At 64.3% G+C, this 15,600-nt stretch carries 13 protein-coding genes, 1 tRNA gene and 1 riboswitch; of the genes, 7 read left to right on the top strand and 7 right to left on the bottom strand.

Going from position 1 to position 15,600, the window contains the following annotated elements; all coding sequences use genetic code 11:
* Positions 1-639: 639 nt before the first annotated feature.
* The 4 genes from J5J10_RS16075 to J5J10_RS16090 form a co-directional block, all read right to left on the bottom strand.
* Positions 640-2,421, bottom strand: a complete 1,782-nt coding sequence (locus tag J5J10_RS16075; protein ID WP_211930629.1) for a PAS domain-containing methyl-accepting chemotaxis protein — start codon at positions 2,419-2,421, stop codon at positions 640-642.
* A 267-nt stretch (positions 2,422-2,688) separates the two neighbouring features.
* Positions 2,689-4,623 (bottom strand): methyl-accepting chemotaxis protein, encoded by a 1,935-nt coding sequence (locus J5J10_RS16080; protein ID WP_211930630.1) that lies wholly within the window; start codon positions 4,621-4,623, stop codon positions 2,689-2,691.
* A 111-nt stretch (positions 4,624-4,734) separates the two neighbouring features.
* Entirely contained in the window at positions 4,735-5,349 is a 615-nt protein-coding gene (locus J5J10_RS16085) for a hypothetical protein (protein WP_246745769.1), read from the bottom strand.
* Positions 5,350-5,570: 221 nt separating this feature from the next.
* Entirely contained in the window at positions 5,571-6,611 is a 1,041-nt protein-coding gene (locus J5J10_RS16090; protein WP_211930631.1) for a glycerophosphodiester phosphodiesterase family protein, read from the bottom strand.
* Between the two features lie 256 nt (positions 6,612-6,867).
* On the opposite strand from J5J10_RS16090, the gene J5J10_RS16095 reads away from it, so the two are divergent.
* The 4 genes from J5J10_RS16095 (at position 6,868) to J5J10_RS16110 (ending at position 9,495) form a co-directional block, all read left to right on the top strand.
* On the top strand, positions 6,868-7,515 hold the full coding sequence (locus tag J5J10_RS16095) for a response regulator transcription factor (protein WP_211930632.1): 648 nt from the start codon (positions 6,868-6,870) through the stop codon (positions 7,513-7,515).
* Between the two features lie 101 nt (positions 7,516-7,616).
* Complete coding sequence (locus J5J10_RS16100; RefSeq protein WP_208547999.1) at positions 7,617-8,276, top strand: helix-turn-helix transcriptional regulator; 660 nt, start codon at positions 7,617-7,619, stop codon at positions 8,274-8,276.
* A 12-nt stretch (positions 8,277-8,288) separates the two neighbouring features.
* A complete protein-coding gene (locus J5J10_RS16105; protein ID WP_211930633.1) occupies positions 8,289-8,960 on the top strand; it encodes a thermonuclease family protein in 672 nt (223 codons plus the stop codon).
* A gap of 121 nt (positions 8,961-9,081) precedes the next feature.
* The gene (locus J5J10_RS16110; RefSeq protein WP_211930634.1) at positions 9,082-9,495 is read left to right on the top strand and encodes a tellurite resistance TerB family protein; all 414 of its coding nucleotides are present in this window, start codon (positions 9,082-9,084) and stop codon (positions 9,493-9,495) included.
* Here J5J10_RS16110 and J5J10_RS16115 read toward each other — a convergent pair.
* Complete coding sequence (locus J5J10_RS16115) at positions 9,480-10,349, bottom strand: transporter substrate-binding domain-containing protein (RefSeq protein WP_211930635.1); 870 nt, start codon at positions 10,347-10,349, stop codon at positions 9,480-9,482. The genes J5J10_RS16110 and J5J10_RS16115 overlap by 16 nt on opposite strands.
* A gap of 192 nt (positions 10,350-10,541) precedes the next feature.
* On the opposite strand from J5J10_RS16115, the gene J5J10_RS16120 reads away from it, so the two are divergent.
* Entirely contained in the window at positions 10,542-12,464 is a 1,923-nt protein-coding gene (locus J5J10_RS16120) for a glycosyltransferase family 2 protein (RefSeq protein WP_211930636.1), read from the top strand.
* 8 nt (positions 12,465-12,472) lie between these two features.
* On the opposite strand, the gene J5J10_RS16125 is transcribed toward J5J10_RS16120, so the two are convergent.
* Together J5J10_RS16125 and J5J10_RS16130 are read right to left on the bottom strand one after the other, a co-directional pair.
* Positions 12,473-12,546, bottom strand: a tRNA-Gly gene (locus J5J10_RS16125).
* Positions 12,547-12,594: 48 nt separating this feature from the next.
* The gene (locus J5J10_RS16130; protein WP_211930637.1) at positions 12,595-13,692 is read right to left on the bottom strand and encodes a 2'-deoxycytidine 5'-triphosphate deaminase; all 1,098 of its coding nucleotides are present in this window, start codon (positions 13,690-13,692) and stop codon (positions 12,595-12,597) included.
* A 72-nt stretch (positions 13,693-13,764) separates the two neighbouring features.
* A riboswitch (SAM riboswitch) is annotated at positions 13,765-13,843 on the top strand.
* A 47-nt stretch (positions 13,844-13,890) separates the two neighbouring features.
* Here J5J10_RS16130 and J5J10_RS16135 point away from each other — a divergent pair.
* Together J5J10_RS16135 and apaG are read left to right on the top strand one after the other, a co-directional pair.
* Positions 13,891-15,075 carry an O-succinylhomoserine sulfhydrylase gene (locus J5J10_RS16135; RefSeq protein ID WP_211930638.1) on the top strand — a complete coding sequence of 395 codons (1,185 nt, stop codon included), beginning with the start codon at positions 13,891-13,893 and terminating at the stop codon, positions 15,073-15,075.
* A gap of 128 nt (positions 15,076-15,203) precedes the next feature.
* Positions 15,204-15,596: a Co2+/Mg2+ efflux protein ApaG gene (gene apaG, locus J5J10_RS16140; RefSeq protein ID WP_208547993.1), complete on the top strand. Its 393-nt coding sequence runs from the start codon at positions 15,204-15,206 to the stop codon at positions 15,594-15,596.
* The last annotated feature ends 4 nt before the right edge of the window (positions 15,597-15,600 follow it).

The raw sequence follows: 15,600 nt of genomic DNA on the forward strand, positions 1-15,600 counted from the left end.
GAGGTTCCCGCAGATTAGAGGCCTCTTGTGGCACCGGTCGCCTCCTCATCCGGTCGTCATCCTCGTCCTCGGGTTAAACCCGAGGATGACCCGAGGATCCAAAGCCAAGCCCTTGGGACGCTCGATCAGGCCAGACCTCAGATTGGTGGGAGTGGGTAAGGAACCCCTCCCGTGCGATTTCAGATGTTTAGCCGTGGCTGCGCCACGGCTAATTCATCGAAATCGCTTTCTCCCCCGCCAAGGGGAGATGGGCAGGCGGCGTGCCCTGCATCGATCGCCGACCGTGTTGCCCCGGCGATGGCAAAGGCATCGTTCGGCGGGACCGATCGCGTGCGGAATATTATTCCACCTTGCCCAACGTGCCGGCTTGCGAGTCGTCCTGCCGAAGAGAGTCCCTGATGGCACTGAGCGCGCTTTCGACGGCCTGGGCGTGTTTCAGACGTTGTTGATAGCTTGTTTGCACAGCAGCGGACTGCGAAGACTCTGTCTCCTGATGGTCCTCATCTGTCGGTTTGAACGGCAAGATGAGGACGATAGACGGCGCTCCAAAACTGAACTGCACCCGGCTTCAGGCGTGGCTTGCAGAGTTACCACGCCTGTTTGCGGCAGGCCTGGACGATTGCCGTTCCAGCGCCTCGCTCAGAACTCTTCCCAGGTATCACCCTTCAACGCCGCATTGCCGTGGAATGCGGTTGCGACGCGCGCCGTCATCTGTCGCGCCGGTGAGGTGACAGGCTTCGAGGCGGGGGTCGCGGCCTTTGGCGTGCCGCGGGAGGCCGCCGGGCCGGTGCCGATGTTGAACTGCGACAGCAGCTGGAACAACTGCTCGGCCTCGCGGGCCAGGCTGTGGGCGGCTGCGGAGGTTTCCTCCACCATGGCGGCGTTCTGCTGCGTGCCCTGGTCCATCCTGTTGACGGCTGTGTTGATCTCCTTCAGTCCCGTCGCCTGTTCGCGCGACGCCTCGACGATGGCGGCGACATTGCCGTTGACCTGCACCACCTGGGTGACGATCTCCCGGAGCGCCTTGCCGGTTTCGCCGACCAGCGCCACGCCGCTCTTCACGTGACCGTTGGAGGCGTTGATCAGCTCTTTGATCTCCTTGGCAGCCTTGGCCGATCGCTGCGCCAGTTCACGGACTTCCTGGGCGACGACGGCGAAACCCTTGCCGGCCTCGCCCGCGCGAGCCGCTTCCACGCCTGCGTTCAGCGCCAGGAGGTTGGTCTGGAAGGCGATCTCGTCGATCACGCCGATGATATTGCCGATCTCGCCAGCGGAGGTCTCGATCTTGCCCATGGCGTCCACCGCCTGGCCGACAACGTCGCCGGAGCGCTCCGCATTGTCCTTGGTCTCGCGCACCAGCTTGCCCGCTTCCTGGGCCCGGTTGCTGGAGTCCGAAACCGTGGTGGTGATCTCTTCGAGTGCCGCCGCCGTTTCCTCGACCGACGCGGCCTGGGTTTCCGTTCGTTTGGCCAGTTCGTTGGAGGCAGTCTGCACCTGTTGCGAAGCCGCCGCGATAACGCCGGCATTCTGCGAAATCGTGTGTAGCGTCTGGCGCAGCTTTGCCGCCGCACTGTTGAAATCGACGCGCAGCTTGTCGAGCGCGGGCAGGAACGGGCTGGACACGTCCTGCGTCAGATCGCCCTCGGACAGCGCGTTGAGCGACCGCCCGAGCTGGTTGACGTTCTCCACCCGCTGCGTCACGTTGGTCGCGAACTTCACGACTTTGAACACCTTGCCGTTCATGTCGAAGATCGGGTTGTAGGAAGCCTGGATGAAGACCTTCCTGCCGCCCTTGCCGATGCGCATGAACTCGTCGGAGAAGAATTCACCGCCGGCGAGCCGCGCCCAGAAGCCGCGATACTCGTCGCTGTTGACGTAGCTCTGCTCGCAGAACATCGAGTGGTGCTTGCCTTGGACTTCGCCAAGCTGGTAGCCGAGCGTCTTCAGGAAATTCTCGTTGGCGGTCAGGATCTCGCCCTTCGGCGTGAACTCGATGACCGCTTGTGCCCGGGAGATCGCCGCGAGCTTGCCGGCGTCCTCAGCGGCTTTGAGCTTCTGCGCCGTGATGTCGGTCGCGAACTTCACCACCTTGTAGGGCTTGCCGCCGCTGAACACGGGATTGTAGGAGGCCTCGATCCAGATCTCGCCCCCGGTCTTGGTGATCCGCTTGTACTGCCTGCGGTCGAACTCGCCGCGCGCCAGCTTTGCCCAGAAGTCGGTATACTCCGCCGTCGCCGCCTCGGCCGGCTCGACGAACATCCTGTGGTGCTTACCGACGATTTCGGAGAGCTGGTATCCGAGCGCCCGACAGAAATTCTCGTTCGCCGTGATGATTGTACCGTCGAGCTTGAACTCGATGATCGCCTGAGACTTGCTCATGGCCGCCAAAACGGCTTTCACGTCCGCGCCAAACACTTTCATATGCCCTCCGAATCCTTCAATTGGAACGGCAAGGGTTCGTGCCAATGCCGGCTGATGAAGCGAGAGTATCGGTGCGCATGCTTACGGAACCGTATAGATTGGACCTGTGCTGTTGATAATACCATAAAATTCATCTGGTTTTGGAGCGGGGCATCGTATGTGATGCCCATGTTGTCGGACGAGCCCCCTGGAAATGGCCGTATCAACAACGCGAAAGCCCGCCGGAGGGGGCGGGCTTTCTGCTGCGGGAAAGGTTCCGGGGAGGGATCAGAACTCTTCCCAATCCTTTTGGGAAACAGCGGCATTGCCGTGCGACATCGGCATCGGCCGTGCCGCTGCCGGACGGGTGCTGCGGCTCGGCTCGGCCATCGCCTGGGCTGTGGCGCGAAGCGCGGCGGCGGGGTTGGAGGCCATCGAGGCGTCCAGCTTGAACTGCACGACGAGCTGGCGAAGCTTGGCGGCTTCGGCGGCAAGTGCGGCCGAGGCGGCGTTCGACTGTTCCACCATCGCCGCGTTCTGCTGGGTCGTCTGGTCCATGGCGTTGACCGCATGGTTGACTTCGGTGAGACCGGTCGACTGTTCGCGGGCCGAGATGGCGATCGCGTCCATGTGCGTGTTCATCTCGCCGATGAAGCCGCCAATGGTCCGGAGCGCTTCGCTTGCCTTGCGCACCAGATCCACGCCCGAGGAAACCTCGGCGCTGGAATTCTGGATGAGCTGTTTGATCTCCTTCGCGGCGTTTGCCGAGCGCTGTGCCAGTTCGCGGACTTCCTGGGCGACGACGGCGAAGCCCTTGCCGGCTTCCCCGGCGCGTGCCGCTTCCACGCCGGCGTTGAGCGCCAGGAGGTTGGTCTGGAAGGCGATCTCGTCGATGACGCCGATGATGTTGGAGATCTGCTGCGAGCTGCCCTCGATCTTGCGCATCGCCTCTTCGGCGCGGGCAACGACTTCCGACGACTGGGTCGCGGACGAGTTGGCCTGCGAAGCGACGCTGCGGGCCTCTTCCGTGCGCTTGGTGGAGTTGGCGACGTTCGAGGTGATTTCCTCCACGGCGGCCGCGGTTTCCTCAAGCGAGGCGGCCTGCTGTTCGGTGCGGCGCGACAGGTCGTCGGAGCCGGAGGCGATTTCGCGGGTACCGCTTTCCATGGTGGAGATCGAGTTGGCGATCGCCGACATGGCCGTGCCGAGCTGCATGATCGACTGGTTGAAGTCGTGACGCAGGGCCTCGAAGTCGGGCGCAAACGGTTCGGTCAGCTGGAACGACAGGTCGCCGGCGGCAAGCCGCTTCAGGCCGCCAGCCAGACCGGAGGTCGCCACGCGAAGACGTTCGGCGGCTTCCGCCTCTGCCCGCTCCTGCGCGGCGATGCGGTCGGCCTCGGCCTGCTTGCGATTCTCTTCCGCCTCGGTTTCGAGGCGCTTGTTGGCGATCGCTGCCTCGCGGAAGACGCTGAGCGTTTCGGCCATCTGGCCGATTTCGTCCTTGCCGCCCTTTTCGACATGCACGTCGAGATCGCCATTGGCGAGCCGCGACATGATGCCGGACAGGTGTCCAAGCGGTTGCGAGACGAGGCGGAAGTTGAGGAAGCCCATCACGGCAGCGACAATGGCGACGACAATCGATGCGGCAAGGCTGATCGTCTCGACCGATTCGAGCGCGGCCATTTCGTGGACAAGCGCCTCTGCGGCGATCTTGCTCATGTCGGCATCGATGACAGTCAGTTTCTCCTTGAAGGAGTCCATCAGCTTCGCGCCGGCGCCGGTCGCCTCGATGGCGCGGGCGGTTTCCACCGTCATCGGGTCGCGCATCAGCAGGACCTGCTTGGCAATGACGTCGTTGCGCCACTGATTGAGAGTAGTTTCAGCTTCCTTGAAGGTCGCAACGTTCTGCGGCGCCGTTTCGCCATAAAGAGCTTCCAGCTTCGTCATCTGCTGGTCGAGTTCGGCCTGAAGGCTGTCGTACTGCGCCATGTAGTCCCGGTTGCCGGTCAGCAGGAAGGACTTGATGGCCAGGTTGGTCGCCGTCACGGTCTCGTTGAACGCCGCCGTGCCTTCCACGACTTCGTTGATCTTCATGTCGTTCTGCACGAGATGCGTTGCAGTCGTTGCACGGGTATAGATGAATGCGCAGGCGACGATGGCGATGACAGCCAATATGCCGAATGCGGCGAAACCCTTTGCGCTGACGGATATGTTCTTCAGCATGATGAACCTCGGTTATGTAGTCTGCGAGCGCGGCCGTCCGCCTCTGTCCCCGCCGGTTGCGCTTTTAAGCGGCGCCGTCATCCCCCGCCGGGGCAGCGCCGCCGGTTGGTATCAGGAGCCCGCCTGGGCGCGGCGCTCGAGTTCGGTGAGGTTGAGTTCCACCGTCACCGCGCCGATCTGCTTGGCTCCGGACGCATCGTTGAGCGTAAAGCTCACCTGGTTACGCCAGATCTTGTTGTCCTCGTCCCATTCCGGCTCGTCGACGAAAAGGGCATCCTTGCCGACGTCGAAGGTGTTCTGGAACTTGCCTTCGTCACCCTGCCAGAAGTCGCTGGTGATCGAGCTCTGTCCGACGTTCAGGCCGTTCTGGTCCATCACGAAGATTTCGGCATAGAGACCGAGCGAGCGGCCCTGCATGCGGGCGAGATAGACGGACAGCGGATTGGACAGCGTCGCTGCGATCAGCGGCTTGTCGGCGTCTTCGCGTTCCTTCTTCCACTGCTCGTCGAGCTTGTCGATCGCAGCCTGGTCGAGCTTCGTCAGCCGGTCGTTCTGGGCCTGGACCGACATCCGCACGATATCGGTCTCGATGAACTCGCGCATGGTCTTCACCAGTTCCGGCGTCACGAGACCCTTCACATCGGGCATCGGCGGTTCGGCGCTGGCGACTGTCGCGGAGAGCAGCATCATGGCCGCTCCGTATAGGGGCATAAGGGTGGTACGCATGATTCATCTCCTTTATGCGTACCAAATATAGGCATCACTCCTTAAGAGAGCTTTAACGTTAGAAATCGCTCATTAACTTTTTGTTTGGATTTTCGCGAAAGCCAAAGTAAAGTTGAGTAAAGTTGGAAACAACTTCGACGTGTATTCCGGATTTTTACTTCGGTGAGGCTGGCGGCGCGTAAGCGACACTCGTGGACGTCCGCCGCAGGCTTGCGCTTGGATCAGTTCGTCAAGGTGTAGGGGCGGCGCAGCGCATTGGCCTCAAGCCAGCCGATCAGCGCCTCCGGCTCGTCGGTCTGGATGATCGTCGCGCCGCGCTCCACCCAGAAGCGGTAGACCTCGTCCTGCCGGTTCTCGCGCCAGGCGAGACCATCGCCGCGCCCGCCCGCGACCATGCCCTCGGGCCGGTCGGTGATCGGATAGGTATTGATCCAGAGATGCGCATTCGTGCGGATCGCCGCGGCCTGGGCCTGCCGTGAAAACAGTGCCCCGCCGTCTGGCGTGATCGCCTGCGCCGGATCCTTGTGCCACACGACCATTTCCGCCGCCGGCGCCAGAAGATGGCGGTTGACGCGCTCGATGAAGGCGGGGTCATTGACCGCGTCGTCGGCGAAGATCGGCATGAAGGCGATGCCGTTGCCGATCCTGGCCCGTACCGCGATCGCCCGCCGCAGCCGCTCCTCGTCCCAGACCGCCATTTTCAAAAGCACGCCGTCGGTCATGGAAAGACCGCGTGCAACCTGGGCGATTTCAGGCAAGTCCTCCGGTTCGAGCTTGTTGTCGATGTTGACGAGAATGCGTCCCCGCGCCACAGCCAGCATCTCGGCAAGCGTCGGCACGGTCTCCGCCGTCACCTCTTGCGATCCCTCGACGACGAGATGGCAGCCGCGCAGCGCCGCGAGGCTGTACCGCGCGACCTCGCCTTGACAGGTGGTGGTCCGGTCCAGCGTCGCGTCGTGCATGACGACCAGCACGCCGTCCGATGACCGCCGCACGTCGAGCTCCACCATGTCGACGCCGATCTCTGCTGCATGCAGGATCGCCGCGCGGGAATTCTCCGCCCGGACCGGACGATCGCCGATCTTCCAGCCGGCCCGGTGCGCCACCACCATCACGTGGTCGCGAAAGCCGTTGGCGTCGCCAAGTCGTTCCGCGATCACCCGGGCGGTGCCGCCGTCTTCGGAAAGGACCGGAGCGGTCGTTTCGGCAAGCGAGGGAACGAGTGTCAGGACAAGGGCGAGGATCGGCGGGGTGAGGCGCATGGTCGGCACTCCGGGAGGTCTCGGTCGACCGCCGGATAGCCGCTTCGCGTGACAGGGACGTGAAGAACCGATGAAGGATCGGTGACGATACGGAGCCGCCCTTTGCGAAGCAGTCTCATCTTCCGTCGGTTGACGACCCTTCAAATGCCCGTTTCGCGCGACCCTAGACTATTGTATATAAGGTTCGATATGGATAAATGTCGGCGTGTCCGCTTGCGCGGCTCGGAAGACTTCGCTCTTGGGAGGGGGCTCTGGCATGACAGCGATCAAAATCATCATCGCAGACGATCATCCGTTGTTTCGCGGCGCGCTTCGGCAGGCCGTGACGGGCATGGATGGCACGCAGGAAATCATCGAGGCGGGAGACTTCGATGCCGCTCGCCGCGCCGCCGCCGATCATGGCGACGCCGACCTGATGCTGCTCGATCTGGCGATGCCTGGCGTCAGCGGCTTCTCCGGCCTGATGTCGCTCCGGGCCGAATTCTCCAGCCTGCCGATCGTCATCGTCTCGGCGACCGACGACCCTGCCACCATCCGCCGCGCGCTGGAACTCGGTGCTTCGGGCTTCATCTCGAAGTCCTCCGGCATCGATGAAATCCGCGCCGCGATCCAGTCCGTCCTCGAAGGCGACATCTGGACGCCGGAAAGCTATCAGGACGGGCCCGAACCCGATTCCGACGTCACCGACCTGATCAACCGCTTGCGCACCCTGACGCCGCAGCAGAGCCGCGTTCTGGGGATGCTGGGCGAGGGGCTGCTGAACAAGCAGATCGCCTACGAACTGGGCGTCTCGGAAGCGACGATCAAGGCCCACGTCTCGGCGATCCTGCTGAAGCTCAAGGTCGACAGCCGCACCCAGGCCGTTATCCAGCTCGGCAAGATCAACATGGCGATGGTGGCCTGACGGGTCGGGGAAAGAGGATTTTATTCCTTTACTCCGTTCATCGTCTCGGCTAGATTTGCCTGACGGGCCGGGCCTTCCGGCCGCCTCGTTCGGGTTCTGCCATGCTGTCGCACGACAATATCTGGAAAGCCATAGACCGGCTGGCGGAGAGTCATGATCTCTCGCCATCGGGGCTGGCGCGCCGTGCCGGCCTCGATCCGACGTCATTCAACAAGTCGAAGCGCGTCGGTCCCGACGGACGGATGCGCTGGCCCTCGACGGAATCGATCGCCAAGGTGCTGGAGGCGACCGGGGCGAGCCTCGACCAGTTCATGTCCTTCGTGCGCGGCGGCATCTCGCTGTCACCGGGTGCCGATGGCGGCCGGCGGTCGGACGCGATACCGCTGCTCGGCTTTGCCCAGGCCGGCGCCGGCGGCTTTTTCGACGATGGCGGCTTTCCCGTCGGTCAGGGCTGGGATGTTGTCGAGTTTCCGGCTTCGCCGGGCGAGGCCGCAGGCGCCTATGCGCTCGAGATCCAGGGCGACAGCATGCTGCCGCTTTACCGCGACGGCGACGTGCTGATCGTCCAGCCGGGCGCCCAGGTTCGGCGCGGCGATCGCGTCGTCGTCAAGACCCGTGACGGAGAGGTGATGGCAAAGGTGCTGGCTCGCCAGACGCCCCGCTCGATCGAACTTCTGTCGCTGAACCCCGAGCACCCGAACCGCCAGTTCGACCTCAAGGACGTCGAATGGATGGCCCGGATCGTCTGGGCGAGCCAATAGGAATTTCCCCCTATGCGTTTGCTCGGCACGGTCGGCGTCGGACTTGCGGGCGTTCTGGTGATGGCAGCGTTGATGGTGGGGGCGGGCGAGCGTTTGCGGGACCGGCCATCCGCGCCGGCTCCGGCGGATGAAACGCCGGCCCCGGCCGCAGCCGCTGCCGTCATCGAGACGCGCAACGCCCGACCGATCGACCCGGCGCGGTTCGCCGCACCCTTTGCCGAAGGCGCGACCGCGCTCGAACGCATTGCCTCCCGCCAACCGGAGCCGAAGCCGACCGCCCGCGTCGCCGTGGTGCTCCTGCCCCGTCCCGTCAGCCTGGAGGTCGGGCTGTTTCGCAGCGGCGACCGGATCGTGCGTTTGCGCGGCCTCGAACCGCTCGCCCCGTCGACGGTCTGCGATGCGCCTCGCGGTGGAAGCTGGCCCTGCGGCATGGTGGCGCTGACGCGCCAGCGCATGCTGGTGCGAAACCGCACGATCGCCTGTGACAACGGCACCGAAGGGGATGGCGCCGCGATGCTCACCACCTGTCGTGTCGGCAATGCGGATATCGGCCTGTGGCTGGCGGAAAACGGCTGGGCGAAGCCGATATCCGGCTCCGGCCTCGAAGCGGCGGGCGAGGCGGCGAAGGCATCGACGAAGGGGCTGTGGGGTGGCGATCCGCGCGTGGCCGGCTCACCGCCGTGATCGGCCGGACCGGCCGCTACGGCTTGCATCGCGGCGGACTTCCGATAGTGTGCCGCCCGAAAACGCGCCCCTGCCGCAGGCGGCAGGGAACGCTTGCAGGACAGGCAAGGACGAGAACGAGATGAAGGAACAGTTCACCCACCACGACGCGCTGATCTTCGCCATGGTGATGATTTCGGCGGTCGACAGCGCCATGCCCGATCGCGAACTGCAGCGCATCGGCCAGCTGATCGACGTGCTCCCGGTCTTCGAAGGCTATGACAAGGAAAACCTGATCCTCGTGTCGCAGCGCTGCGCCGAAATCCTCGGCGGCCCGGAAGGCCTCGACATCGCGCTCGAGATTATCCGCGACGCTTTGCCGCCCCGCCTCTACGACACGGCCTATGCGGTGGCGGTGGAAGTCGCCGCCGTCGATCTCTCGGTCAACCAGGCGGAAATCCGGCTGTTGCAGCTTCTGCGCGACCGGCTCGGGCTTGATAAGCTGACCTGCGCCGCGCTGGAGCGCAGCGCGATCGCCCGTTACCGCAAGGCCTGACTGCCGGGCGCGATCGCGCCCGCCGGCTGGGCATAGAGATCATAGGGAAAATACCGAAGGTAGATCTCCTGCAGGCGCCCGTCGCGTGAGAGCGCCGCAAGACCGCTGTCGATCGCCTCGACGACTCGGGGATCCGAGCGCGTGACCATCACCGTCAAGCCTTCACCCAGGAAGTCCTGCGAAAAATAGGGACCGTCGAACAGCCGGCAGCAACTCTGCGAAGCGGTGCCGTTCGCCCAGAAGCTCAGTTGCAGCGCATCGGCGAAGCCGACCTCGACATCGCCCCCGATCAGGGCGGAATAGAGCGCGGCCCGGTCCTCGAACGCCTTCGGCTTGAGTGTCGGGAAATAGGCCTTCAACATCGCCTCGTGCGCGGTGCCGCCGACCACGCCGACTGTCTTTCCGAAGAGCGCGCGGGCATCCTCGCCGGACAGCGTGGCCCGCCGGCTGACGACGAACCGCGCCGGCAGCATCATGAACGGTCGCGAAAACGAAAAGCGCGCACGAAGCGCCTCCGTCGGAGCAACGCCGGCGATCACGGCCTCTCCCTGGCCCTCGGCCAGCGCATTGGCGAGATCGCCATAGGGCAGGGCCTGGATCTGGCACTTCGCCTCCAGCCCGAGCTCGGCGCAGAGCTCGCGGGCGAGGTCGACATGGAACCCGGCCAGACGCCCGGTCTGGTCGGCGAAGTTGAATGGCGGGAAATCGGTCGAGGTCAGGAAGCGCAGCCGGAGCACCGCTGAAAGGTCGGGGCGCGGCAGGCGCTCGCGTTTGTCGAAGAGCAGCGGCATCGGCGAATCCGTCGCTTGTGTGGCCTGCGGCGTGATCGGCAGGGCAAATGAAAGCACAAGCATCAGCCGCCGCACAGACCTCCCCCAGTGTTTGAGGGGTGTAACTTCAGATTGTACCATTATCCTACGCCTGATCGAGGCCGGGGGGCGTTTCCGTTCTGGCGACGCTTTAGCAGACAAGTGCGATTTGGGGAATATCGCGGTTTCCGCGAGCAGGGTACCTATGTCGGCGCCACGCGAACGGTTGGAGCGGTTTTGGCTCCAGGTCCGGAGGTCGGGGAGTTTCCGGAAGACAGCGCCGAGTGCCGCATCCTGAAACGCCTCGGGTTCTCCAAGCCGGCCATAGCGGCCGCCGCCGACAATGCGGCGCGGCGCGGAACGACAATCGAGCAGGAACTTCTCGCGACCGGCTGGATCCGAGAGGAGGCCTACTATGCGGCGCTCGCCCGGCTTGCTGGGCTTCCCTTCGTCGACGCGCTCGACCCGGAAGCCGTCATGGATGTCGAAGGCATGGACGTCCTGTTGCAGCGGCCGACAATGCTGAGGGTCTACGATCGACGCCGCGCGCCTTCGGTTGCCATCATCCCCCAGGCGGGACGGATGGAAAACCTGCTCGACAGCATCGCCGCGATGCCGACATTGTCGAAAAGCCTTGTGGTGACGACGCCCTCGGCGATGCGTGCCGCCGTCTGGAAGGCTGGCGAGACACGCCGGGCGCTCAACGTCAGCGCCAGTCTGTTCGAGCGGCAGCCGCGCTTCTCGGCCCGCATCGTCATGACCGGCCTGCAGGGCTTCGTGCTGGGAGCGGCAAGCGCCGGCGCCGGGCTCGGACTTGCTTTGTTTGGCGGCCCGGTGCTGCTGGCGCTGCATGCCAGCGTCTCCAGCTTCTATCTGGCGGCTCTTGCCCTGCGCGGCGGTGCGCTGCTCTATGCCGTTCGCGAGCTTTTGCCGATCGATAGGCATACGCCGGACGAGGATCTTCCGGTCTATACGGTGATCGTCGCGCTCTACCGCGAAGCCCCTGTGGCCGCCCAACTGCTGAAGGCGCTCGACCGGCTCGACTGGCCGAAATCCCGTCTCGACGTCAAGCTCGTCTGCGAGGCTGACGACCGGGAGACGATCGATGCCCTGAGGGCGCTGCGGCCCGGCCCGCATTGCGAAATCGTCGAGGTGCCGCCGATCGGGCCGAGGACCAAGCCGAAGGCGCTGAGCTATGTCCTCGGCGCCGCGCGAGGCGAGTATGTCGCCGTCTACGATGCCGAAGACCGGCCGCATCCGCTGCAATTGCGCGAGGCCTGCCACCGCTTCCGCCATATGCCGGACAAGGTGGCCTGCCTGCAGGCGCCGCTGATCATCAGCAACGCGCAAGCCTCCTGGGTGAGTGCGCTGTTCGCGGTCGAGTATGCGGGCCTGTTCCGGGGGCTGCTGCCGGTGCTGGCGCGCCTGCGCATGCCGCTGCCGCTCGGCGGGACCTCCAATCATTTTCGCACCCGCATCCTGCGCGAGGTCGGCGGCTGGGACCCGTACAACGTCACCGAGGATGCCGATCTCGGCCTCAGGCTCTATCGTCTCGGCTATCGCTGCGGCGTGTTGCGGCGCCAGACGCTGGAGGACGCGCCGACGGAGATGGGTGTCTGGATGCGCCAGCGGACCCGCTGGTTCAAGGGGTGGCTGCAGACCTGGCTGGTGGTGATGCGCGATGGTGGCAGGGCAAGGCGCGAGATGGGTCTCCTCGCTTATGTCGTCTTCCACCTGCTGGTCGGCGGCATGCTGCTCTCGGCGCTCCTGCATCCGGTGATGCTGATCACGGTTCTAAGCTCCGTTTTCGCCATGCTGGGCGCGCCACGGCCGCCGCTGAGCCTGCTGCAAGTCGGGCTGATCGCCGTCGACATCGTCAACGTGCTCGGCGCCTATGCCTGCTTTCTTGGCCTCGGCGCTGTTGCCATGATCGGCTACGAGAAGCGGCTGATCGGCTGGCGATGGCTCGCCGTGCCGCTCTACTGGATGATGATGGCCGCCGCCGCCTGGCGCGCCGTCTACGACCTCCGCCGGCGACCGTTCCATTGGGCGAAGACGCCGCACAAGCCGGTGGTGGTGGGGCAAGGGGCGTCATCAACCGAACCCCCACAAAAATTGAAGTGGCCGAGGCTGTGGCGGCGGCAAAAGGCAGATGCTTAAATGACAGCTGGAGCGGGTGAAGGGAATCGAACCCTCGTATTCAGCTTGGGAAGCTGCTGCTCTACCATTGAGCTACACCCGCTTGCGGCTCTGTCTCTAGCAGGAACAACGGTCCCGCTTCAAGATCAAATCAGGGCGCGCGGAAATGCTTGGAGAGCTTCAGGCCCTGCGCCTGGTAGTTCGAGCCGAGACCGCTGCCGTAGAGGCCTTCCGGTGGTTCGAGCATGTGTTCGTAGACGAGGCGTCCGATGATCTGGCCGTGTTCGAGGATGAAGGGCACCTCGTGGCTGCGCACTTCGAGCACCGCCCGGCTGCCGGCGCCGCCGGCGCCCGCGTGGCCGAAACCGGGGTCGAAGAAGCCGGCATAATGCACGCGGAATTCGCCGACCAGCGGATCGAAGGGCGTCATCTCGGCGGCATAGAGCGGCGGCACGTGCACCGCCTCGTTGGACACGAGGATATAGAATTCGTCCGGATCGAGGATCAGCTCGTCGCGGCCGCGCGAATAGAGCGGCTCCCAGAAGTCGAGCACGTCGTGGGCGGCCTTCCTGTCGACGTCGATGACAGAGGTATGGTGCTTGCCGCGATAGCCGATCAGGCCTTCGGGACCCGAGCCCTTGAGATCGATGGAAAGCGCGATGCCGCCGCCCGACACGTTCGGCGCATCCGCCGCCACCAGCGTCTCCGCGGCGTGCAGGTCGACGAGTTCCTGCTCGCCGAGCAGGGCATGACCCTTGCGGAAGCGGATCTGCGACAGGCGCGAGCCGCGGCGCACGATGATCGGGAATGTGCGCGGCGAGATCTCCAGGTAGAGCGGACCCTTGTAGCCGGCCGGCACCTTGTCGAATTCCTGGGCATAGTCGACCATCACGCGGGTGAAGATGTCGAGGCGCCCCGTGGAGCTCTTCGGGTTGGCAGAGGCGGAGATGTCGCCGGGCAGGTCGAGGCTTTCCATCAGCGGCACGATGTAGACGCAGCCGGTTTCGAGCACCGCGCCGTTTTCGAGGTCGATCTCGTGCAGCGTCAGGCGTTCCAGCTTGTCGGCGACCGTGCTGGAACGGCCGGGCATGAAGCTGGCGCGCACGCGCAGCGCCTTGGAGCCGAGACGGAGATCGAGGCTTGCCGGTTGGATCTGGTCGTGATCGAGCATGGCTTCGCTCAGAAGCTGGCCGCGCCCGAACAGTTCGCCGATCGCCCGGTCGGCCAGAATGCCCGCGTTTCTCGTCATGTCTTCGTTCCTATTTGGCGCGACAAAACCAAAGTCGAGGAATTGACGCAAGCCTGCATCAGGCGTATTGCAGCCTTATCCCGTGGTGATTTGGCCGGTCGGCTTGCAGCCACGTTAAACAAATGGCTAAAAAGACCGGGTCGATAGAACCGGTCTGCATTTGCGACCGGTTTTTTTGTGTCTGAAAGGCCAGACGGCATGAGCAAGAATTGGCGTCCCGCAACCCGCCTCGTCCATGGGGGAACGCTTCGTTCCCAGTTCGGTGAAACCTCCGAAGCGATCTACCTGACGCAGGGCTTCGTCTACGACACGGCGGAAGCCGCCGAGGCCCGCTTCAAGGGCGAGAATGACGGCTTCATCTACGCACGCTACGGCAGCCCGACCAACGACATGTTCGAAAAGCGCATGTGCCTGCTGGAAGGCGCCGAGGATGCGCGCGCCACGGCGTCCGGCATGGCCGCCGTTTCCGCCGCGATCCTGAGCCAGGTGAAGGCCGGCGACCACATTGTCGCCGCACGCGCCCTGTTCGGGTCCTGCCGTTGGGTGGTCGAGACGCTGGCGCCGAAATACGGCGTCGAATGCACGCTCGTCGACGGACGCGACCTGAAGGCCTGGGAAGCGGCGATCCGCCCCAACACCAAGGTGTTCTTCCTCGAAAGCCCGACGAACCCCACGCTGGAAGTGGTCGACATCGCGGGCGTCGCGAAGCTCGCCAATCAGGTTGGCGCCAAGGTCGTGGTTGACAATGTGTTCGCCACGCCGCTGTTCCAGAAGCCGCTGGAGCTTGGCGCCCACGTCGTCGTCTATTCCGCCACCAAGCACATCGACGGACAGGGCCGCTGCCTTGGCGGCGTCGTGCTCTCCGACAAGGAGTGGATCGACGAGAACCTGCACGATTACTTCCGCCATACCGGCCCGGCCATGTCGCCGTTCAATGCCTGGACGCTGCTGAAGGGCATCGAGACGCTGCCGCTCAGGGTGAAGCAACAGACCGAGAATGCCGCGAAGATCGCCGATTTCCTTGCAAACCATCCGAAGGTCGCCCGCGTCATCTATCCGGGCCGCGCCGACCATCCGCAGGCCGATATCATCGCCCGTCAGATGACGGGTGGCTCGACGCTGGTGGCGATCGAGATGAAGGGCGGCAAGCAGGCGGCATTCGGCCTGCAGAACGCGCTGGAGGTCGTGAAGATCTCCAACAATCTCGGCGACGCCAAGAGCCTGATCACCCATCCGGCGACGACGACGCACAAGAACTTGTCGGAGGAGGCGCGCGCCGAGCTCGGCATTTCGAGCGGTCTCGTGCGCTTGTCCTGCGGTATCGAGGACAGCGAGGATCTGGTCGAGGATTTCGCGCGCGCGCTCGACAAGATACCGGGCTGACGGCATCGGACGGGCGAGCCTAGGCTCGCCCGGGCATGCTGCCTCACCGCTTCTTGCGCCGGGCTTCCTTGATTTTGGCCTGATCGTGTAGAATATGCTGATTGATCAGCGATGTGAGGTGAGCCCGAATGTATCGTGCCGTGACCCGCGACATAGAGGTCATCGTGGAGCCGTTTTATCTGGAGGAGCAATCCGATCCGGACGACGGCCGCTATGTCTGGGGCTACAAGGTCGTGATCGTCAACCATTCGCGCGAGCCGGTTCGCCTGGTGCAGCGCTACTGGCACATCACCGACCAGAACGGCCAGGTCGACGAGGTAAGCGGTCCGGGGGTCGTGGGCGAGCAGCCGCGGCTTCGTCCGGGCGACACCTACGAATACTCCTCCGGCTGCCCGCTCGACACGCCGTCGGGCATGATGTTCGGCCATTACCAGATGCAGACCGACGAGGGCCGTCTGTTCGAGGTGGCGATCCCGGCATTCTCGCTCGATACGCCGGGTCTCGCGCGCGTCCTGAACTGAGGCC

Source organism: Ciceribacter sp. L1K23 (assembly GCF_018122705.1).
GTDB lineage: Bacteria > Pseudomonadota > Alphaproteobacteria > Rhizobiales > Rhizobiaceae > Allorhizobium.

Coding starts and splice junctions, on each gene's coding strand:
- J5J10_RS16075 (WP_211930629.1), bottom strand. CDS start 2,421: ATGAAAGTGTTTGGCGCGGACGTGAAAGCCGTTTTGGCGGCCATGAGC.
- J5J10_RS16080 (WP_211930630.1), bottom strand. CDS start 4,623: ATGCTGAAGAACATATCCGTCAGCGCAAAGGGTTTCGCCGCATTCGGC.
- J5J10_RS16085 (WP_246745769.1), bottom strand. CDS start 5,349: ATGCGTACCACCCTTATGCCCCTATACGGAGCGGCCATGATGCTGCTC.
- J5J10_RS16090 (WP_211930631.1), bottom strand. CDS start 6,611: ATGCGCCTCACCCCGCCGATCCTCGCCCTTGTCCTGACACTCGTTCCC.
- J5J10_RS16095 (WP_211930632.1), top strand. CDS start 6,868: ATGACAGCGATCAAAATCATCATCGCAGACGATCATCCGTTGTTTCGC.
- J5J10_RS16100 (WP_208547999.1), top strand. CDS start 7,617: ATGCTGTCGCACGACAATATCTGGAAAGCCATAGACCGGCTGGCGGAG.
- J5J10_RS16105 (WP_211930633.1), top strand. CDS start 8,289: ATGCGTTTGCTCGGCACGGTCGGCGTCGGACTTGCGGGCGTTCTGGTG.
- J5J10_RS16110 (WP_211930634.1), top strand. CDS start 9,082: ATGAAGGAACAGTTCACCCACCACGACGCGCTGATCTTCGCCATGGTG.
- J5J10_RS16115 (WP_211930635.1), bottom strand. CDS start 10,349: ATGCTTGTGCTTTCATTTGCCCTGCCGATCACGCCGCAGGCCACACAA.
- J5J10_RS16130 (WP_211930637.1), bottom strand. CDS start 13,692: ATGACGAGAAACGCGGGCATTCTGGCCGACCGGGCGATCGGCGAACTG.
- J5J10_RS16135 (WP_211930638.1), top strand. CDS start 13,891: ATGAGCAAGAATTGGCGTCCCGCAACCCGCCTCGTCCATGGGGGAACG.
- apaG (WP_208547993.1), top strand. CDS start 15,204: ATGTATCGTGCCGTGACCCGCGACATAGAGGTCATCGTGGAGCCGTTT.